Raw genomic sequence first — 20,163 nt, forward strand, 5'->3', positions numbered from 1 at the left:
TTACGCCCCTAGTGCCTCAGACCTCGTCGACGCTCATCGCACCCTCGTTCGGGCGCCGTGCGAGATCGATGCCGAGCTCCTCCGCGGCACGGAAGACGTCCTCGTCGCTGTCGCGCATCTCGATCGACATGCCGTCGCTGGAGAGCACCTCGACGTTGAGGCACAGCGACTGCATCTCCTTGATCAGCACCTTGAAGGACTCCGGAATGCCCGGCTCCGGGATGTTCTCGCCCTTGACGATGGCCTCGTAGACCTTCACGCGGCCGAGCACGTCGTCGGACTTGATGGTCAGCAGCTCCTGCAGGGCGTAGGCGGCGCCGTAGGCCTCCAGCGCCCAGACCTCCATCTCCCCGAACCGCTGACCGCCGAACTGGGCCTTACCGCCCAGCGGCTGCTGCGTGATCATGGAGTAGGGGCCGGTCGACCGAGCGTGGATCTTGTCGTCGACCAGGTGGAGCAGCTTCAGGATGTAGATGTAGCCGACCGAGATCGGGTCCTTGAAGGGCTCGCCGGTCCGGCCGTCGTACAGCTTGGCCTTGCCGCCGGGACCGACCAGGCGCCGCCCCTCGGCGTCGGGGAGCGTGCTCTCGATCAGCCCGGTGATCTCCTCCTCGCGGGCGCCGTCGAACACCGGGGTGGCGGTCTTGGTCCACGGACCGGCCTCGCCGGCGCCGATGGCCTTGAGGTTGCGCTTCCACTCGGCGTCGTCGCCCTCGATCTTCCAGCCTCGGCTGGCCACCCAGCCCAGGTGGGTCTCCAGGACCTGGCCGACGTTCATGCGGCCGGGCACGCCCAGCGGGTTGAGGATGATGTCGACCGGGGTGCCGTCCTCCAGGAACGGCATGTCCTCGACCGGCAGGATCTTGGCGATGACGCCCTTGTTGCCGTGTCGTCCGGCCAGCTTGTCCCCGTCGGTGATCTTGCGCTTCTGCGCCACGTAGACGCGGACCAGCTCGTTGACGCCGGGCGGCAGCTCGTCGCCCTCCTCGCGGGAGAACACCCGCACGCCGATGACCTTGCCCTGCTCACCGTGCGGCACCTTCAGCGAGGTGTCGCGGACCTCGCGGGCCTTCTCGCCGAAGATGGCGCGCAGCAGCCGCTCCTCGGGGGTCAGCTCGGTCTCGCCCTTGGGGGTGACCTTGCCGACCAGGATGTCGCCGGGCACCACATCGGCGCCGATCCGGATGATGCCGCGCTCGTCGAGGTCGGCCAGCACCTCTTCGGAGACGTTGGGGATGTCCCGGGTGATCTCCTCCGGTCCCAGCTTGGTGTCGCGGGCGTCGACCTCGTGCTCCTCGATGTGGATCGAGCTCAGCACGTCGTCCTGCACCAGGCGCTGGGACAGGATGATGGCGTCCTCGTAGTTGTGGCCCTCCCAGGGCATGAACGCCACCAGCAGGTTCTTGCCCAGCGCCATCTCGCCCTGGTCGGTGCACGGACCGTCGGCGATGACCTGGCCCTGCTCGACCCGCTGGCCCTCGTCCACGATGGGCTTCTGGTTGTAGCAGGTGCCCTGGTTGGACCGCTTGAACTTGGCGACCCGGTAGGTGGTGCGGGTGCCGTCGTCGTTGAGCACGGTGATGTAGTCGGCGGAGACCTCCTCCACCACGCCGGACTTCTCGGCCAGGATCACGTCGCCGGCGTCGGTGGCGGCCCGGTACTCCATGCCGGTGCCGACCAGCGGGGCCTCGCTGCGCAGCAGCGGCACCGCCTGGCGCTGCATGTTGGAGCCCATGAGCGCCCGGTTGGCGTCGTCGTGCTCCAGGAACGGGATCATGGCGGTGGCCACCGAGGTCATCTGCCGCGGCGAGACGTCCATGTAGTGGACCTCCTCCGGCGGCAGGTACTCGATCTCACCGCCCTTGGTGCGCACCAGCACCTTCTCCTCGGCGAAGGTGCCGTCGGGGTTGAGCGGCGAGTTGGCCTGCGCCTTGATGTACCTGTCCTCCTCGTCGGCGGTCAGGTAGTGGATCTCGTCGGTGACCCGGCCGTCGACGACCTTGCGGTAGGGGGTCTCGATGAACCCGAACGGGTTGACCCGCCCGTAGGCCGACAGCGACCCGATCAGACCGATGTTCGGACCCTCGGGGGTCTCGATCGGGCACATCCGGCCGTAGTGCGAGGGGTGCACGTCACGGACCTCGAAGCCGGCCCGTTCCCGGGACAGACCGCCGGGGCCCAGCGCGTTCAGACGGCGCTTGTGGGTCAGCCCGGCCAGCGGGTTGGTCTGGTCCATGAACTGCGAGAGCTGGCTGGTGCCGAAGAACTCGCGGATGGAGGCCACCACCGGGCGGATGTTGATCAGGGTCTGCGGCGTGATCGCCTCGACGTCCTGGGTGGTCATCCGCTCGCGGACGACGCGCTCCATGCGGGCCAGGCCGAGCCGGACCTGGTTCTGGATGAGCTCGCCGACGGTGCGCAGCCGCCGGTTGCCGAAGTGGTCGATGTCGTCGACCTCGATCGGCACCGCGACGCCGCCGGGGCCGGCGGCGGTGAGCACGGCCTCCTCCTCGCCGGCGTGCAGCCGGACGAGGTACTCGATGGTGGCCACGATGTCGTCCTCGGTCAGGGTGCCCTGGTTCATGTCCAGGTCCAGACCGAGCTTCTTGTTGACCTTGTACCGGCCGACCTTGGCCAGGTCGTAGCGCTTGGGGTTGAAGTACAGGTTCTCCAGCAGGGCCTGCGCCGACTCCTTGGTCGGCGGCTCGCCCGGCCGCAGCTTCCGGTAGATGTCCAGCAGCGCGTCTTCCTGGCCGGCGGTGTGGTCCTTCTCCAGGGTGACGTTCATCGACTCGTAAGCGCCGAAGTGCTCGCGGATGCGAGCCTCGTCCCAGCCCAGCGCCTTGAGCAGCACGGTGACGGGCTGCTTGCGCTTACGGTCGATGCGCACGCCGACGTTGTCGCGCTTGTCGATCTCGAACTCCAGCCAGGCCCCACGGCTGGGGATGATCTTGCAGCCGTAGATGTCCTTGTCGCTGGCCTTGTCCAGAGACCGGTCGAAGTAGACGCCGGGCGAGCGCACCAGCTGCGACACCACCACCCGCTCGGTGCCGTTGATGATGAAGGTGCCCTTGGGGGTCATGAGCGGGAAGTCGCCCATGAACACCGTCTGGCTCTTGATCTCCCCCGTCGAGTTGTTGATGAACTCCGCCGTCACGAACATCGGGGCGGAGTAGGTCATGTCCTTGTCCTTGCACTCCTCGACGGAGTACTTGGGCGGCTCGAACCGGTGATCCCGGAACGACAGGGACATGGTCCCGGAGAAGTCCTCGATCGGGCTGATCTCCTCGAAGATCTCCTCCAGTCCCGACTGGGTCGGGACGTCCTTGCGGCCGGCCTTCTGGGCCGCCTCGACGCGGGACTTCCACCTCTCGTTGCCGAGCAGCCAGTCGAAGGATTCGGTCTGCAGGGCGAGGAGGTCCGGGACTTCGAGTGGTTCCTGGATACGCGCGAAGGAAACGCGGTTCGGACCGGTCACGGTGTTCGAGGCGTTGCGCGAGGCTGCCAAGAGTGGTCCTTCCGAGGGCTCGCGGCGGTACTGGTGATGCGCAGGCCAGACCATCGCCGAACAAGATCGTTATCGCGGATGCCGTGCGTGCACGGTCCGCTACGAACTGGATTCTTGTACGAGGATAGTCAGAGGGCAGCGCAAAGGAGCAGTGTAGCCGACCGCTACACCGCTGACAACTCCGGCGGCACAGTATGCATCACAGTCGCCTCGCAGCATCGCTTGTCCGAGCCCTGGAGTCAAGACCGGCCTGCGGTATTTCCCCCGCTGATCAGCCGTGAGGAAAGCCATAGTTTACGAGTTCCGCCCCGGTCGGGGTCTCCGGAACACGCCATGACCCGTTCCGGACATGTCCGGAACGGGTCATGAGCCGGCCGGTCGCCGGACCGGCCCGGCGGGACCGTGGAGCGCAGCGGCGACCGGCCGCCCCATGCCGTGCGTCACGCCGCGCGGGCCGGACCGGGCGATCCGGGGCGGCTCGCGCGGCGGGTCGGGCCCGGGGCGGCGGGGCGGGAGCGGGCTAGAGCACCTCCAGCTTCTCCACCAGCCACCGGTCGCCCACCCGCTTCATGGTCAGCCGCAGCCGGTACTGGCTCGGCAGCCGCTGGGTGCTCGTGGCCTTGGTGGTCTCCTGGTTGAGGAACACGATCGCCACCGCCCGGTCGCCGTCGACCTTCTCGATGCCGGTCTTCAGCGCGATGCCCTCGGTCACCACCTGCTGCCTGGCGGCGTTCTGCTTGACCTGCGAGGTGGTCTTGGCGAACTCGTCCCGGAACGCGCCGGTGGTGTGCGCGGCGGCCCGGCGCAGGTCCGAGTCCACCGTCCGGTAGTCGTAGGAGGACAGGTCCTGGGCCGCCTGCGCGGCGGCGAACGCCACCTGCTTGCGGGCCTTCTCGGCGTCGGTCAGCCGGTCGTGGCGGTACCACAGCCACCCGGTCGCGACCGCCAGCAGCACGGCGAGCGTCAGCAGCACCGCGCCGGAGGCGCCCAGCCCGGAGCGGAGCACGATCCTGCGCCGCCTCCCGCCCGCGGCGCCCTGGGCGCCGCCCTCCTCGTCCGCGTCCTCCTCGCCGTCCCCGGGCCTCTCGCCGTCCTCGCCCTCCTTGCTCAGCGCGACGGTGGGCGCGTCGCCCTCCTCGGCCTCGTCCGAGGCGCGGTCGACCGCCGTCTTCTCCGCCACCGTCTTCTCCGCCGCCGTGTCCTCGGCCTCCGCGGCGGCGTCCGCGCGGTACTTCGCCGGCCCGTCGAACGGGGCGAGCTCGACGGTCTCGACGAGCTCGGTGGTCTCGTCGGCCCCGCCGGCCTCGGCGGTCCCGACGTCCTCGAGATCCTCGACGGTCTCGGCGGAGTCAGAGGGCTCGGAGGGCTCGGCGTCGTCCCGGTCGTCCTCCTTCGTCAGGGCGTACTTGGGCCGTGCCGCGACGGGGCCGTCCTCGCCCGCCTCGGAGTCCACGACGGCCCGTCCCGCGGCCCGCGCCCGCTCGGCCTCCTCCAGGGCGGCCCTGGCCTCCTCGGCGGCCTTGCGGGCCTGCTCGGCGAGCTCCTGCGCCCGTCGGGCGGCCTCCTCGGCCCGGCGCGCCTTCTCGTCGGCCTCGGTCGCCGCGCCCGTCCGGTCCGCGTCCTGCTCCACGGTCTGGTCCGCGGTCTGGTCCACGGTCTGGTCCGCGTCGTTGTTCGCCGTGTCGTCCCTGCTTGTCGTGCCGGCACCCCGGCCGCGCCCGAGCATCGTCATGCCACCAGCCTCATGTTGGAGACGAGCCAGCGCCCGTCGGTGCGGGTCAGGTCGAACCGCCAGCGGAAGTAACGCTGCTGCCCGTTGGGCACCTCGGCACTGGTGACCACGGTGGTGAGGGCAACGATCACCTCAGCGCTGTCGTCGTCCATCGACACCACGCCGGCCCGCATGTCGCGCACCGTGGCGGTGCTCTTGCCCTGCTGGGCGGCCTTGGAGATGTCGGCGGACATGGTCCCCCACTGGTCCTTGGCCTCGCCGGTCAGCCCGCTGGCCACCCGGTCCAGGCTCTTGGGGAGGTCGCGGTGGTCGATGGTCGCCAGGTTGACGGCGGTCTGCCGCGCCGCCTGCATGGCCGCCACCCGCTGGTCCTCACGGTTCTCGGCCTTCCACACCGAGATCCCCAGCAGCGTCACCGCGATGGCCAGCGCCACGACGACCACGGCCAGCACCCCGTTCACCACCGGGATGCGCACCACCACCTGTTCCTCGTCACGGTCACGTGATCGCCTGAACTTCACGGTGAGGGCTCCTTAACTCAGGACAGGGGGCCGAGGAGCAGCATCTTCCAGGAGGCGTCGCCCAGCACCTGCTGCTGCCCGCCGCCGTAGCCCAGCAGGTACTCCTTGCCGTCGGGCCCGTACACGGCCCCGGTGGCTGGATCGTACCCGGCGAGCTGCACTGATCCGGCCGAGACCGGCACATACAGGGTGTCGTCCACCAGAGTGGTCACCCCGTCGTCGCCGGTCTCAGAGGACCGCTCCTCGGCGTCCTCGGCGCCGCCGTCCGCGCCGCCCGCCGGGAAGCCCGCCCCGGTGGTGGCGCCGTCGGGGACCTTCGGGTAGGGCCGGCGTCCCTCGGGCGGGACGTTGCGCGCGCCGCGGACGACCTTGTCGGAGTCCTTCGGCTCCGCACAGCCCAGGTCGGTGCGGACCTGCTGCTTGCTGGTGTCCTGCGGCCAGCGCCGCTTGGTCTTCTCGTACCCCTTGGTGCAGACCCCCGGGGCGCCCAGGTTGAGCACCAGGCCCAGGTGCTGGGTGCCGTCGCCCGGGGTGACGGTGAACGCGCCCGCCACGGTCACCGGGTACAGGATGAACAGCGAGCGGATGCCGGCGATCCGCGAGGTCATGACCTGCCCGGTGGTGGTCAGGTTGGCCAGCAGCACCGGCAGCGTCGGCGACAGGTCGTCGATCAGCCGGCGGGTCTCGGCGGTGAACGGCTTGCCGCGGTCCAACACCGTGCGCAGCGCGTCGTCGTCGCGCCGCAGCTGGGCGGTCAGCACGTTCAGGTTGCGGGAGAACTGCCGGATGTGCCCGCCCATCTGGCGCTGGGTGTTCAGCACCGTGCGGCCGTCGGTCAGCAGCTTCTTGGTGTCGGGGTAGGCCTCCTCGGCGGTCTTCAGCAGCCGGTCGGTGTCGTCCAGCAGCGCCTGCAGGTCGGCGGCCGAGCCGTTGAAGGCCTTGTGCAGCTCGTTCACCACCACCCGCAGGTCCTTGGGGTCGACCGAGGACACCAGCGCGTCGACGTTGCGCAGCAGTTCGGCGGTGGACACCGGCAGCCGGGTCCGCTCCCGGGGAATGACGTTGTACTTGCCGCCGTCGCCCAGGTAGGGACCGGGGATCTCGCCGTTCGGGCCGGGCTTCTTGGTGGGCTGCAGGTCGATGTACTGCTCGCCGACCGCCGAGCGGTTGGCGACCACCGCGGTGGTGCCCTCCCAGGGGATCCGGTGGCCCCGCTCCAGGATCAGCCGGACCCGGATGCCGTCCTCGGTGAGCTCCATCGGGCCGACCCGGCCGACCGTGACGCCCCGGTAGGTGACCGCCGCGTTGGTGAACACGCCGCCGGAGTCGGTCAGGTCCACGTACGCGACGTACTCGCGTCCCAGCAGCCCCCGGCCGATCCCGATGTAGCGGACCGCCACCACGCTGATTCCGAGCACGGTGATGACCAGGAAGGCCAACAGCTGGATCTTGACGCTGCGCTTGAGGATCACCAGAGCCCTCCGGTCATCAGCGTGTACAGGCCGGCGTGAACGTCCGTGGAGCCCATCGACTGCGGCCGGACCGTCGGGAGCGACCGGTCCGGCCGCTGCCCGTCACCGCCGGTGCGGGGCGTCGGCGAGGGGGTCACGGGGGCGACGGTCGTCCCGCCGGACGGGGCGGGCGCGCCGGTCGTGGTCGGCTGCCGGTCGGGCAGCACGCCCAGCGGCGGCTGCGGCACGCTCAGGCTCGGCGGCTTGAGCAGCAGCCGCATCTGCTCGCCCTGCTTGACCAGGTACTCCAGGTCGGTGCCGCCCAGCAGGTTCTGGGTCAGGCTCTTCAGGTCCAGGTCGACCGTCAGGTGCAGGTTGCCGTAGTCGCCGCGCAGCACGTTGGAGAACGTGGGCGGGAACGGGAAGGTCATCATCGTCTCCAACGCCTTGGGCAGGTTGGAGCCGGCCTTGTTGAGGTTCTCCAGCGTGGTGTTCAGCGACTTGAGGTTGGCCACCATGTCGGCGTGCGAGGCGTTGATCACGCGTGTGGTGGTCTTGCTGAGCTTGTCCAGGCTGACCAGCATCTTGGTCAGGTCGGCCCGGTTCTGCTCGAGGATCTTCAGCGCCGGCCCGGTCCGATCGATGGTGTCGTTGATGGTCCGCCGCTCCTCGGCCAGCGTCTTGCTCAGCCGGTCGATGCTGTCCAGCGCCCGGACGATGGCCGAGCGGTTGCGGTCCAAGGTGCCCACGAACGCGTCCACCTTGTGCAGCACCGACTTGATGGTCTCGGTCCGGCCGTTCATCGCCGCGTTCAGCTCACGGGTGATCGTGGAGACCTGCTCCAGTCCGCCGCCGTTGAGCAGCAGCGACATGGCCGACAGGACCTCCTCGATCTCCGCGCCGCGGGAGGTGCGCTCCAGCGGGATCAGGTCCCCGTCGCCCAGCCGGTCGGGCGAGGGCGCCTCCCCCACCGGCGGCCACAGCGCCACGTACTTCTCCCCCAGCAGGCTGGTCTGGGCGATGGTGGCGCGGGCGTTGTCCGGCAGGTTCACATCCCGGCGCATCTTGAAGGTGACGACCGCCTGCCAGGACCGGCCGCGCACCGCGCTGCGCGTCAGCTCGATCTTGACGACCTTGCCGACCGAGACGTCGTTCAGCTTGACCACCGAATGCGGCACCAGGTCGAGCACGTTGGCGAACTCGGCCCGCACCGTCACCGGCCGGTCCCCCAGGTCGGGGCCGCCCGGCAGGGGAAGGGAGTCCACCCCGCGGAAACCGCAGCCCGACAGGGCCAGCGCCGCGGCGGTGACGGCGGCCGCCAGGCCCGTGCGGACGGGCCGGCGGAGCGATGTGCGACGGCTCACTGTCCACCTCCCGGCAGCAGGGCGCGGAAGTCACCGGCGGGCCGGGCCGGGGAGTCCCCGGTCGACCGGGCCTTGTCGACCTGCACGCCCGAGCCCCCGTTGCGCGGGTTGCGCGGGTCGTCGGGGCCGTAGGCGTCCGGCGGCAACGGCTCGGGGTCGTAGTGGGTGGTCAGCGCCGTGATCCACGACAGGTCCAGGCTCAGGCCGGACAGCGCGTCCCCGAGCACGTCGTAGGGCTTCATGAAGTTCAGGCATTCCTTGGCCGGGGTGCCCACCGAGTAGGCCAGCGAGCACACCCAGTCGGCCAGGTTCTCGAAGTTCAGCGACAAATTGGCGCGGTTGTGGATGGTGCCGCTGATCGGGTCGTAGGCGCGGGCCAGGTTGTTGATCGCCAGCGGCGCGGTGTCCAGGAACTCGGCGAGGGACTCCCGCCGCTTCACCAGCGTCCCGGTGATCTGGGCCAGCTCCCGCACGCTGTCCGACAGCTCCTCGCGGTTGTCCCGGATGAACCGCTCGACGTTGCGCAGGGTGGGGCCGAGGGTGTTCAGTGCGGCCGACAGCTCCTCGCGTTCGGCGGCCAGCTGTGCCGACACCCCGTTCAGCTGCTGGTTGAACTGCCGGATCTGCCGGTCGCTGCGGACCATGGTGTCGGCGATGATCCGCAGGTTCCGGATGGTGGTGGCCACGTCCTGGCGGTCCTCGCTCAGGGTGGCCAGCATCCGCGAGGTGTCGGCGATGGTCTCCCGCAGGTCCTCGCCCTGTCCCTCGAAGGTGTCGGCGCCGACGTGCAGCAGCCGCGAGAGCGCGCCGCCGGAGTTGGCGCCCTGCGGGCCGAGCGCCTTGCTCAGCTCGTTCAGGCTGCCGCCGACCTCGTCGACCTCGACCGGCACATGGGTGCGGTCGGTGCCCAGGGTGGCCCCGTCGGCCAGCGTCGGCCCGCCCTTGTAGACGGGGGTGAGCTGGACGAACCGGTCCGACACCAGGGTCTGGCTGACGATCACGGCCTGTGCGTTCGCGGGGACCTTGTAGCGGGCCTCGTAGGTCATCTCGACCAGCACCGCGTCGCCCTTGGGGGTGACCTTGGTGACCTTGCCCACCGGGATGCCCAGGATCCGCACGTCGGCGCCGGGGTGCAGACCCACCGCCCGTTCGAAGTACGCGCTCAGCCGGCGCTGCGGGGGTTCGGTGAACAGGACGACGGCCGCGGCGACCAGCGCCCCGACGGCGACGGCCACGCCACCGAGTTTCAGGATGCTTGCGAATCTGCGCACTGTGGTGTCCTGCCTGCTCACGGGAGGAAGGGCAGCGGGTTGTCCGGAGTGGGCCGCGGAGTGGCGGGGGCGCCGGGCTGCTGCGGCTGCCCGGACTGCCCGCCGGTGGTCCCGTTCCGGCCCGAATCGCCGTTCGTGCCGTTGGACGGCTGGATGGAGAGCGGCATCGGCAGCAGGTTCTGGATATAGGCGTCGAACCAGCGGCCGGACCCGGTGGCGTCGGCGAACTGCCGCACGAACGGGCCGTACAGCTCCAGGATCCTGTCCAGGCTCTGCTGGTTGCGCAGCAGCACCTTGTTGACCCGCCGCAGGTTGTCCAGCATCGGCCTCAGCTCCGCCTGGTTCTCCGCGATCAGCGCGTTCACCTGCTGGGAGAGCCGGACGGTGCGGACCAGCAGCTGGTGGATCACCGCACGGCGGGCCTGCACGGCGGCCAGGATCTGGTTGGAGTCCTCGATCAGCCGGGCGAAGTCGGCGTTGCGCTTGGCCAGCAGGTCCGACACGCTGCGCGCCCGGTCGGCCAGCTCGTGCAGCTCGGCGTCCCGGGAGGAGATGGTCTCCGACAGCCGCCGCAGGCCCTGCAGCGACGCCTTGACCTCCTCCGGCGAGTTCTCGAACGTGTCGGCCAGCACCTGCAGCGACTTGGCCACCTGCCGGGTGTCGATCTGATCGATCTGGCCGCTCAGGTCGCTGATCGCCGGCACCACGTTGTAGGGCACCCCGGTGCGGCTGACCGGGATCTCGCCGCGCAGCGGCTTGGTGCCGCGCGGGGTCAGCGCCAGATAGTGCGCCCCCAGCACCGTCTTGATCTTGATGTCGGCGCGGGTCAGGTCGCCCAGCCGGACCTCGTCGTCCACCCGGAAGGTGACCTTGACGGTGTCGCCGGCCAGCTCCAACGAGGTGACCTTGCCGACCCGGACGCCGGCCACCCGCACCTCCTCGCCGGCGCGCAGGCCGGCCGCCTCGGTGAAGCGGGCGGAGTAGGTGGTGCCGCCGCCGATCACCGGCAGGTCCTCGATGAAGTAGGCCCCCAGCATCAGCACGGCGAGCGCCGTGAACGAGGCCAGCGCGATCGGCACCGGGTTGCGCTCACGGAACGGGACCTTCATGGCCGCGCTCCCTTCCACCGGGCGGAGGGCGCCGCGACGGCCCGGGCGCGCTGGTGGGTTCGCCGCTCGGCCATCGCTACTTGCACCTCGCGTTCTCGTTCTGGATTCGCGGCGTCTGGTAGGCCGGGCCGCCGGGCAGGGCGATCCGGGCGTCCAGGCTGCACAGGTAGAAGTTGAACCAGGACCCGTAGGAGGACGCCGCCATCAGCTCCTCCATCCGGTTCGGGGTGCGCTTGAACAACGTGTCCAGGTCCTGCTCGTTGTCGGCGAGGGTGTCGGCCAGCCGGTTGAGGCCGGCGATGTCCTTCTTCAGGTCCGGCCGGACGTCGACGAGCAGGTCGGCGGTGGTCCCGGTGAGCTGGTTGATCGCCGCCATCGAGTCGAAGATCGCCTTCCGGTCGGCGGCCAGCCCGCTGACCAGGTCGCGCAGGTCGGTGATCATGGTGTCGACCTGCTGGTGGCGCTGGTCGATGGTGCCCAGCACCTGGTTGAGGTTGTCGATGACCTGCCCGATCACCCGGTCCCGGTCGGCCAGCGTGTTGGTCAGCGACGCCACGTGCGTCAGCACGCTGTTGACGGTGCCGGCCTCGCCCTGGAGGACCTGCACGATCTGCATCGCCAGCTGGTTGACCTGCTGCGGCTCCAGCGCCCGGAACAGCGGGCGGAACCCGTTGAACAGCGCGGTCAGGTCCAGCGCCGGGTGGGTGCGCTCCTTGGGGATGGTCGCTCCGGGCCGCAGGAACTCGCCCGGGGTGCCGGGGGCGTCGTCGGTCAGCTCGATGTACCGCTGGCCCACCAGGTTGCGGTAGCGCAGGTGGAGCTGCACCGAGGCGGGCAGGCCCAGCCGGAACACGCCGTCCTTGACGATGCTGAACGTCACCTCCGCCTCGGTGCCGCGCAGCTTGATGTCCTCCACCTGGCCGACCCGGACGCCGGAGGCGCGCACGTCGTCGTTCTCCAGCAGCCCGGTCACGTCGGTGAAGATCGCCTTGTAGCGCACCGAGTCGGCGAACCGGGCGTTGGCGATGCTGATCGCCAGGATCCCGGTCACCAGCGAGGTGACCACCACGAAGATGCCCAGTTTGAGGGCGGCGCTCGCGGTCCTCACGAGATCGTCACCACCGATCCGTCACCCAGCAGCGGCCCGTACAGCAGCACCGACGCGTCCGACAGCCGGTCGGCGGGGATGCCGGTGAGCGGCCCCACCATGGCCTTGATCCGCTCCTTGTCGGACATCTCGGCGCCCGGGTCCACGAAGACCCCCGAGGCGGCGCGGTTGCGGTGCCCCGGCGGCAGCGGCTCGTCCGGGTCGTGCGGGTCCTTCCACCACAGGTCGTCCTCGGTGCCGTCGAGGGCCGTGTAGTCCGGGAAGGGCACCTTCGGGTTGGGCAGGCCGTAGCACCGCGGTCCCCGGTGGTCCTTCATCTCCGGCAGGTCGAGGGGGTTCTTGTAGGCCGGCCGCGGCTTGACGATCTCGATCGTCACGTTGAACGTCGGGGTCCTGCCCCCTCCGGCCTCCTCGGCCAGCGGCTTCAGCTTCATGACCCCCTCGAGCACGCACGGCAGGGACGGGGAGTACTTGGCGAACAGCTCCAGCACCTGCCGGTTGGCGATGTTGAAGCCGACCACCTTGGGCCCGTTCTCCTGCATGAAGCGGTCGCCCTTGCCGGCCACGCCGGTGATCGCGGGGATCAGCTCCTCGATGGTCCGCTTCTTGTCGGTGACCGTCTTGGCGGTCACGTTCAGGTTCCGCAGCGTCTGCAGCAGGTCGGGGGCCGCGGAGTTGTAGATGTCGGCCACGTCCGACAGCGCCTTGAGGTCCTCCACCACCAGCGGCAGGTCGGGGTTGACCTTGGTCAGCAGCGCGTCCAGCTGCTCCAGGTTGCGGCCGATCTGGTCGCCCCGCCCCTCCAGCGCGGTGGCCAGCGCGTTCAGCGTGGAGTACAGCTCGTCCGGCCGGACCGACTGCAGCAGCGGCAGCAGGTTGTCGAGCACCTGGTCGACCTCCACCGCGACCTGGGAGGTGTCCTGGCGGATCACCGCGCCGTCGCGCAGCGGGGTCGCGCTGCGGTCGGCCGGGATCTGCAGTGCCACGTACTTCTCCCCGAACAGCGTCTTGGGCAGCAGCCGCGCGGTGACGTTGGCCGGGATCAGCTTGGCCTTGTCGGGGTCGATCGCCAGGTCCAGCACGGCGCCGTCGGAGGTGGCGCGGGTGGCGCGCACCTCGCCGACGATGATCCCGCGGACCTTGACGTCGGAGTGCGGCAACAGCTGCAGACCGGCCCGCTGGGCGCGCAGCGTGACGTGCACGACCGGGCGGAACGCCTGGTTGAACTGCGCCACCGCCAGGCCCAGCAGCAGGATGATCACGCAGATCATGGCCAGGCCGTAGATGCGGTACCGCATTCGCTGAGACTTGTCGGCGCTCATCGGTTCACCCCGCGATCCGCACGGTGGTCGTGGTGCCCCAGATGGCCATGCCGAGGAACAGGTCGGCCAGGTTGATCACCACGATGCTGGTCCGCACCGCCCGGCCCACCGCCACGCCGACCCCGGCGGGGCCGCCGCTGGCGTGGAAGCCGTAGTAGCAATGGATCAGCATCACCAGCATGGCGAAGACGATCACTTTGCCGAACGACCAGAGGATGTCGTACGGCGGCAGGAACAGTTCGAAGTAGTGGTCGTAGGTCCCGGTCGACTGCTCGTAGAACACCGTCACGATCAGCCGGGTCGCCAGGTACGAGGCCAGCAGGCCCACGATGTACAGCGGGATCACCGCGATCATGCCGGCCAGCAGCCGGGTGGTCACCAGGAACGGCATGGTCGGGACCGCCATGACCTCCAGCGCGTCGATCTCGTCGGAGATCCGCATGGCGCCCAGCTGGGCGGTGAACCCGCAGCCCACCGTCGCCGACAGCGCCAGTGCGCTGACCAGCGGCGCCAGTTCACGGGTGTTGAAGTAGGAGGAGACGAACCCGGTGTAGGCGGCGGTGCCGATCTGGTTGAGGGAGTTGTATCCCTGCAGGCCGACCTGGCTTCCGGTGAAGAACGTCATGAAGCCGACGATCGCCACGCTGCCGCCGATCACCGCCAGCCCGCCGGTGCCCAGGCTGACCTCGGCCAGCAGCCGTGCCACCTCGGTGCGGTAGCGGCGCAGGACCCGGAACACCCAGGCGAACGCCCGGGCGTAGAACGACAGCTGATGGCCGAAGTCCTCGACCCGTTCGAGGGGCTTGCCGACCGCTTTGGCAACGGCGCGGCCGCCCTTGGGAGGGGCTGCCATCGGTCACATCCCCTTCTGCGGAACGAGCTGGAAGTACAGGGCGCTGATCAGGAAGTTCTCCAGGAACAGCAGCATGAAGGTGATCACCACGGTCTGGTTGACCGCGTCTCCCACGCCCTTGGGGCCGCCCTTGGCGTTCAGGCCCTTGTAGGCCGCCACCAGCCCGGCGGTGAGCCCGAAGACGAACGCCTTGACCTCGGCCTGGATCAGGTCCGGCAGCTGCGCCATGGCGTTGAAGGAGGCCAGGTAGGCGCCGGGCGTGCCGTCCTGCAGCATGACGTTGAAGACGTAGCCGCCCATCAGGCCCACCACCGACACCAGCCCGTTCAGGAACAGGCCGATGAAGGCGCAGGCCCACATCCGCGGGACGATCAGGCGGTGCAGGGGGTTGATGCCCAGCACCTCCATCGCGTCGATCTCCTCACGGATCTTGCGGGAGCCCACATCGGCGCACATCGCCGACCCGGCCGCGCCGGCGATCAGCAGCGCGGTGACCAGGGGGCTGGCTTCCCGGACGATCGCCACCACCGCGGTGGCGCCGGTGAACGACTGGGCGCCCAGCTGCCGGATCAGCCCGCCGACCTGCATCGACAGGATGGCGCCGAACGGGATGGCGACCAGCATCGTCGGGATGGCGGTCACCGAGACGATGAACCAGGACTGCTCGATGAACTCGCGCCACTGCACGGGGCGCTTGAACATCGCCCGGAAGGTGTCCAGGCACAGGGCGAAGAAGCGGCCGGGCTCCTTGACGGCGATGTTCACCAAGCCGTCGGTGAACTTGGCCATCCGGCCGCCGCCGGTCTTCGCTCCCGCCTGGTCTCCGCGCCGGTTCGCGCCGATACCAGGAGCGGTGGTCATCAGTAACGGCCTCCTGCGGGCGGCGCCCCGCCCTGAGACGGACCGGGCTGGTGGGGATCGGGGCCCTGGGCGGGCGGGGGCGGAGGCGGGGCCTGGGCGGGGCCGGCGCCGGCGGGCATCGCGGCGCCGCCGTGCTGGGCCACGTACCGCGGCCACTCCTCGAGCCAGTTGCGGCCCATCTCGTCGATGAACGAGCCGGGCGGCGGCTGCACGCCGTTGGCCCGCAGCCACTCCCCGGGCGGGTGCTGGGTGCGGCGGATCCGGCCGTCGCTGGGCAGCAGCTGCGGCGGGATGGGGGGCAGCCGGCCGGGGTCGGCGCCCATCCTGGCCTCGGCCTCCAGCTCGGAGACGTCCTTCTCCTCGGACATGCCGATGGGCCCTTGCCGGCGGGCGTTGAGGAACTGCCGCACCACCGGCTCCTCGCTGGACAGCAGCATCTCCCGCGGCCCGAACATGACCAGTTCGCGACGGAACAGCAGCCCGATGTTGTCGGGCACCGTGCGGGCGGTGTTGATGTCGTGGGTGACGATCAGGATGGTGGCCTCGATCTGGGCGTTCAGATCGACGATCAACTGGTTGAGGTAGGCGGTGCGGACCGGGTCCAGACCGGAGTCGGGCTCGTCGACCAGCAGGATCTCCGGGTCCAGCACCAGCGCGCGGGCCAGGCCGGCGCGCTTTTTCATACCGCCGGAGATCTCGCCCGGGAGCTTGCGCTCGGCCCCGATCAGGCCGACCATCTCCATCTTCTCCAGGACGATCCGCTTGATCTCCGCCTCGGTCTTGCGAGTGTGCTCGCGCAGGGGGAAGGCGATGTTGTCGAACAGGTTCATCGACCCGAACAGGGCGCCGTCCTGGAACAGCACCCCGAACAGCTTGCGGGTCTCATACAGCTCGTTCTCCGACAGGTAGGGCAGGTTGCGATCGCCGATCCAGATGTTGCCGCGGTCCGGCTTGAGCAGCCCGACCAGCGACTTGAGGAACACGGACTTGCCCGTGCCGGAGGGCCCCAGGAGCACGGAGATCTCTCCCGCGGGCAGGGTCAGCGACACGTCCTGCCAGATGACCTGACGGCCGAAGGTCTTGGTCAACCCTTCGACCCGGATCTCGACGCCCACTCGTCACCTTCCGTCCAGGCCGGGGGACTCCCGGAACCAAAGTTCGAGCAGTGCCCGGCTGCGCCGAGCTGTCGTCACGTCTGGTGTTCGCCGGTTTACTACTAGCGAGTAGCTGTGGCGGTGGCCACTACCGTAGCGACGAATCGGAAAAATGGAAGGGGTTTAACGCACGATCTGTGGCCAACCATAACCTTGTAAGGCAATCGTTACTTACCCGGAGTGGCGGTCGGGGGCGGTGAACCTCCATCCAGAGCGGGTGTCCACGGAACTGCGACATCCGGCGACACTGCCAGCATGACCCCATCTGCATCGTGAGACTACGCCTGACGTGTGATCTCTCACAAGTCCCTGCTGGACACGATGCCAACAACTCTCCTCGGAGACGACGGCGGGCGGCCGTCCCACGGTGGGACGGCCGCCCGCGGAGCGTCGCGGACGCCCGAGTGCCCCGCCATGCAGGCGCGGCGACTCGGGGCCGACCGAAATTACTTGACGGTGACCGTCGCGCCCGCCTTCTCCAGGGCCTCCTTGGCCTTGTCGGCGGTCTCCTTGTTGACCTTCTCCAGCAGCGGCTTGGGCGCGTTGTCCACCAGGTCCTTAGCCTCCTTCAGGCCCAGGGAGGTCAGCGCGCGGACCTCCTTGATGACCTGGATCTTCTTGTCGCCGGCGGCCTCGAGGATGACGTCGAACTCGTCCTTCTCGGGGGCGGCCTCGGCCGGAGCGCCCGCGGCCGGGGCGCCCGGAGCGGCGGCGACGGCGACCGGAGCGGCGGCCTTGACGTCGAAGACCTCCTCGAACTTCTTCACGAAGTCCGCCAGCTCCAGCAGGGTCATCTCCTTGAAGGCGTCGAGCAGCTCGTCGGTGGTGAGCTTGGCCATGTGTGTTTCCTCCGTACGGGATTGAGCGGATGCGATCGTGGGTGACCGCGGGTCGTCGTCCTCGGCGGGAGTCGCGCCGACGGGGCCTTACGCGGCCTCGCCCTCGCCCGACTCCTCGCGCTTGGCCCGCAGGGCCTCCGCCAGCTGGGCCATCTGGGTCGGCAGGGCGTTGAAGGTGGCGGCGGCGTTCGCCATCGTGGCCTTCATCGCGCCCGCCAGCTTGGCCAGCAGCACCTCGCGCGACTCCAGGTCGGCGAGGCGGTTGATCTCGGCGGCGTCCATCGGCTTGCCCTCGATGACGCCGCCCTTGATCACCAGCAGCGGGTTGTCCTTGGCGAAGTCACGCAGCCCCTTGGCGGCCTCGACCACGTCGCCCTTGACGAACGCGATCGCCGACGGACCGGCCAGGAGCTTGGTGAACTCCTCGTCGACCCCGGCGGAGTTCGCCGCGATCTTGGTCAGCGTGTTCTTCACCACGGTGAACTTCGCGTTGTCACCGAGGTTGCGGCGCAGCTCGCTCAGCTGCGCCACAGTGAGCCCGCGGTACTCGGTCAGCACGGCGCCGCTGGAGCTGTTGAACTCTTCGGTGAGTTCAGCGATCGCGGCCGCCTTGTCGGCCTTCGCCATGGGCCTCCTTCCGATTACCTGGGGTTCAGGCCGCCGGCGTGAAGGGCCGCAGACAACACAGACGCCCCGGCGCAGGCGCACGGGGCGTGGACACACGTGTCCGTACGGACACACATGGATCGCTCTCCTCTAGCCTGCGCAGGCCGTCCGCATGGTCAGCGGACCTTCGGTCGCCCAGGCGGGCGACGGCCGGCGGTCTTCGGCAACAGTCAAGGGTACGCGGCCGAACCCCGGCCGCAAAATCCGCCGAACCCCGGCCGCAAAATCCGCCGGGCCCCCGGCCGCGGAAACCGTCGGGCTCCGGCGTGGAATCCGCCGGCGGCCGGCCCCCGGTGAGCCCGGAGACCGACCGCGCGACCGGGAGCCTCAGGAGCCCGCCGTGGGCGGCTTGGCGCCGTTCACGATGTCCTCCAGGCCCTTGAAGATCTCGTCGAAGTCGCCCACCTGGTCGGCCGGCGGCGCGCTGATCTGCACCGGCTCGCCGTAGTCGGAGAAGTGCGCGGTCATCTCCAGACGGCCCTGCTTCATGTCGAGCTTGACGTGCTGCTTGCGCGGCAGGCCCTGGTCGTCCACCCACAGGTCGACGATCATCGCCCGGGCGCCGAGCTCCTGCAGCTGCTTCTCCACCGCCCGACGGTCCTTGGGGTCGAGGACGTTCAGGCCCGTGTTCGCGTCGACGGTGCCGGAGTAGCGGGTGGTCCGCACCCCCTCGACCGTCTCCTCGCCCGCCCGGCGGACGTCCGGCGCGGTGGTCAGCATCTGGGCCATCCGGGACGGGGAGTACTGCTCACTCTGCGTCAGGGCCTCGGCCATGGACTCGCCCGTCGAGAACTTCAGCCAGGGCTTGCCCCCGGCGGCCCCCTGCGGCAGATCCATCTTCATGTAGATGGTCCCGCCGATCATGATCATCTCTACCGGCTTGTCCGCGGACGCGGAGGATCCCACGCCCCCATCCCCGGCCCCGTGCCGCGGATGACGATCGTGCCCTTCATCGCCGGCTCCGGCCGCAGCCGCACCTGCACCCGCGCCTCGCTCTCGGCCTTCACGGTCTGACCCTGCTCGGTCATCTCCCCGCTGGTGACCATGCGCATGCTGTAGGTGTCGGTCTGCTCGGTCTTCTTGGAGACCTGGGCCATGTACTGGGCGGCGGGGATCTTGTCCGCGCCGTCGGCGCCCTCGGGCCTTTGGCCGGTCGCCTTCTCGCCCCCGTCACCGAGGCATCCGGTGAGTGCGAGCAGCAGAGCGCCGCCCGCGGCGACCGTCGCGGTCAGTCGGCGGTACATCATCGGGCCCTTTCCCCCGAAACGGATCACTTGCGATCTTGCACGTTATCCCGCAAGCCGCCGTTTTCCGGAGCTGTGGCCCGTTCCGGTCGTCACCCCCCGCCCGGGAGCCGCCCGAGCCGGTCGGTCACGTCGCCGACCTGGTCGGCGGGCGGCGCGTTCACCGTCACCGGCTCGCCGAAGTCCCGGTACAGCACCGTCACCGTCGAGTTCTCCCGGCCGTCCGCGGTGCCCTTCAGCACCAGCTTGCGCGGCAGGTTCTCGGCGTCCACCCAGATGTCGAACGCCAGCCGCTCGGAGCCGTCGGCATGCCACCGCCGGACCTTCTCCCGGGCCTGCTCGTCCAGCCGGGACAGCGCCTCCTGCAGCGTGACCGTGCCCGTGTACCGGGTGGTGGGGACGCCCTCGACCTTCTCCTCGCCGACCCGGCGCACGTCCTTGGAGGCGGTCAGCATCGCGGTCTGCTCGGCCGGGTTGATCCGCTGCACCGCCGAGGTGATCCGGTCGAGGTCGACCCCGGCCCGCCGGCTCACCTGATCCAGGTTCATCCGCAGCCACGGCTTGCCGTCGGTGAACATCTGGGCGAGCTGCGGCACCTTGGCGTACAGGACGTCGTTCAGCAGGATCACCTGGCTGCCGGCGGCGGGCAGGGTCTGCCCGTTCACCCGCACCTCGTCGAAGGTCGCGGTGAACGCCGGGGCGGGCCGCAGCCGGACGGCCCCGGAGCCGCGGATGGTCGTGTCGCCGTCGGTGACGGTCAGGTCGGCCTCGAAGGTGTCCGCCTGCCCGGTCCGCTGCGAGGCCTTCACCAGCACCGTGTTCGCCGGGAGTCGGGTCGTGTCGCCGGCGCCGCGCACCGGGTCGTCGCCCGAGCCGCCCAGACATCCGGTCAGGGACAGGGCCAGCACGGCGCCCGTCGCGGCGGCCGCACTCGCCCGGCGGGTCGTCCGGCCGGCTGTTCGGCGGGCCTGTGGGGCCCCCTCGGCGCCGCCGGTGCCGCGCCTCGCCGTCCCCGGACGCTCCGCACCCGCCGGGGGCAGGTCGGCGCCGGACCGCCGGAAGAGAGTCGTTCGGCGTGCCATGAAGAGATGTCCTCTCTATCGCCGTATGTCGTCTCGCTCACGGTCCAGTCTCGACAAGGCCGCGGCGGGCGGCATCCC

17 protein-coding genes are annotated in these 20,163 nt (G+C 69.9%); all 17 read right to left on the reverse strand.

What is annotated here, in order from left to right:
• Positions 1-16: 16 nt before the first annotated feature.
• Positions 17-3,508 carry a DNA-directed RNA polymerase subunit beta gene (gene rpoB, locus EIO00_RS01105; protein WP_140174798.1) on the reverse strand — a complete coding sequence of 1,164 codons (3,492 nt, stop codon included), beginning with the start codon at positions 3,506-3,508 and terminating at the stop codon, positions 17-19.
• 520 nt (positions 3,509-4,028) lie between these two features.
• Positions 4,029-5,162 (reverse strand): hypothetical protein, encoded by a 1,134-nt coding sequence (locus tag EIO00_RS01110; RefSeq protein WP_140174800.1) that lies wholly within the window; start codon positions 5,160-5,162, stop codon positions 4,029-4,031.
• A 74-nt stretch (positions 5,163-5,236) separates the two neighbouring features.
• Positions 5,237-5,761 (reverse strand): hypothetical protein, encoded by a 525-nt coding sequence (locus tag EIO00_RS01115; protein WP_140174802.1) that lies wholly within the window; start codon positions 5,759-5,761, stop codon positions 5,237-5,239.
• Positions 5,762-5,778: 17 nt separating this feature from the next.
• Positions 5,779-7,233, reverse strand: coding sequence for an MCE family protein (locus EIO00_RS01120; protein WP_140174804.1), 1,455 nt, complete (start codon positions 7,231-7,233; stop codon positions 5,779-5,781).
• Positions 7,230-8,576: an MCE family protein gene (locus EIO00_RS01125; RefSeq protein ID WP_140174806.1), complete on the reverse strand. Its 1,347-nt coding sequence runs from the start codon at positions 8,574-8,576 to the stop codon at positions 7,230-7,232. The genes EIO00_RS01120 and EIO00_RS01125 overlap by 4 nt, the downstream gene beginning before the upstream one ends.
• Entirely contained in the window at positions 8,573-9,811 is a 1,239-nt protein-coding gene (locus tag EIO00_RS01130; RefSeq protein ID WP_241661041.1) for an MCE family protein, read from the reverse strand. The genes EIO00_RS01125 and EIO00_RS01130 overlap by 4 nt, the downstream gene beginning before the upstream one ends.
• Positions 9,812-9,864: 53 nt before the next feature.
• The gene (locus EIO00_RS01135) at positions 9,865-10,956 is read right to left on the reverse strand and encodes an MCE family protein (protein WP_140174810.1); all 1,092 of its coding nucleotides are present in this window, start codon (positions 10,954-10,956) and stop codon (positions 9,865-9,867) included.
• A gap of 76 nt (positions 10,957-11,032) precedes the next feature.
• A complete protein-coding gene (locus EIO00_RS01140) occupies positions 11,033-12,064 on the reverse strand; it encodes an MCE family protein (RefSeq protein ID WP_140174812.1) in 1,032 nt (343 codons plus the stop codon).
• Complete coding sequence (locus EIO00_RS01145) at positions 12,061-13,386, reverse strand: MCE family protein (protein ID WP_140174814.1); 1,326 nt, start codon at positions 13,384-13,386, stop codon at positions 12,061-12,063. Before EIO00_RS01145 ends, EIO00_RS01140 begins: the two co-directional genes overlap by 4 nt.
• Positions 13,387-13,390: 4 nt before the next feature.
• Complete coding sequence (locus tag EIO00_RS01150; protein WP_119728414.1) at positions 13,391-14,239, reverse strand: MlaE family ABC transporter permease; 849 nt, start codon at positions 14,237-14,239, stop codon at positions 13,391-13,393.
• Between the two features lie 3 nt (positions 14,240-14,242).
• Positions 14,243-15,100, reverse strand: a complete 858-nt coding sequence (locus tag EIO00_RS01155; protein ID WP_140174816.1) for an MlaE family ABC transporter permease — start codon at positions 15,098-15,100, stop codon at positions 14,243-14,245.
• Positions 15,100-16,215, reverse strand: coding sequence for an ABC transporter ATP-binding protein (locus EIO00_RS01160; protein ID WP_175596080.1), 1,116 nt, complete (start codon positions 16,213-16,215; stop codon positions 15,100-15,102). Before EIO00_RS01160 ends, EIO00_RS01155 begins: the two co-directional genes overlap by 1 nt.
• 485 nt (positions 16,216-16,700) lie before the next feature.
• Positions 16,701-17,093 carry a 50S ribosomal protein L7/L12 gene (gene rplL, locus EIO00_RS01165; RefSeq protein ID WP_140174818.1) on the reverse strand — a complete coding sequence of 131 codons (393 nt, stop codon included), beginning with the start codon at positions 17,091-17,093 and terminating at the stop codon, positions 16,701-16,703.
• Between the two features lie 87 nt (positions 17,094-17,180).
• Positions 17,181-17,720 (reverse strand): 50S ribosomal protein L10, encoded by a 540-nt coding sequence (gene rplJ, locus EIO00_RS01170; protein ID WP_140174820.1) that lies wholly within the window; start codon positions 17,718-17,720, stop codon positions 17,181-17,183.
• A gap of 366 nt (positions 17,721-18,086) precedes the next feature.
• On the reverse strand, positions 18,087-18,665 hold the full coding sequence (locus tag EIO00_RS01175) for an SCO4651 family lipoprotein (RefSeq protein ID WP_140174822.1): 579 nt from the start codon (positions 18,663-18,665) through the stop codon (positions 18,087-18,089).
• Entirely contained in the window at positions 18,632-19,006 is a 375-nt protein-coding gene (locus tag EIO00_RS01180) for a hypothetical protein (protein WP_140174824.1), read from the reverse strand. Before EIO00_RS01180 ends, EIO00_RS01175 begins: the two co-directional genes overlap by 34 nt.
• Positions 19,007-19,095: 89 nt before the next feature.
• Positions 19,096-20,085 (reverse strand): SCO4651 family lipoprotein, encoded by a 990-nt coding sequence (locus EIO00_RS01185; RefSeq protein ID WP_140174826.1) that lies wholly within the window; start codon positions 20,083-20,085, stop codon positions 19,096-19,098.
• Positions 20,086-20,163: the final 78 nt, after the last annotated feature.

The sequence above is a fragment of the Thermomonospora catenispora genome, from assembly GCF_006363815.1.
GTDB lineage: Bacteria > Actinomycetota > Actinomycetes > Streptosporangiales > Streptosporangiaceae > Thermomonospora > Thermomonospora catenispora.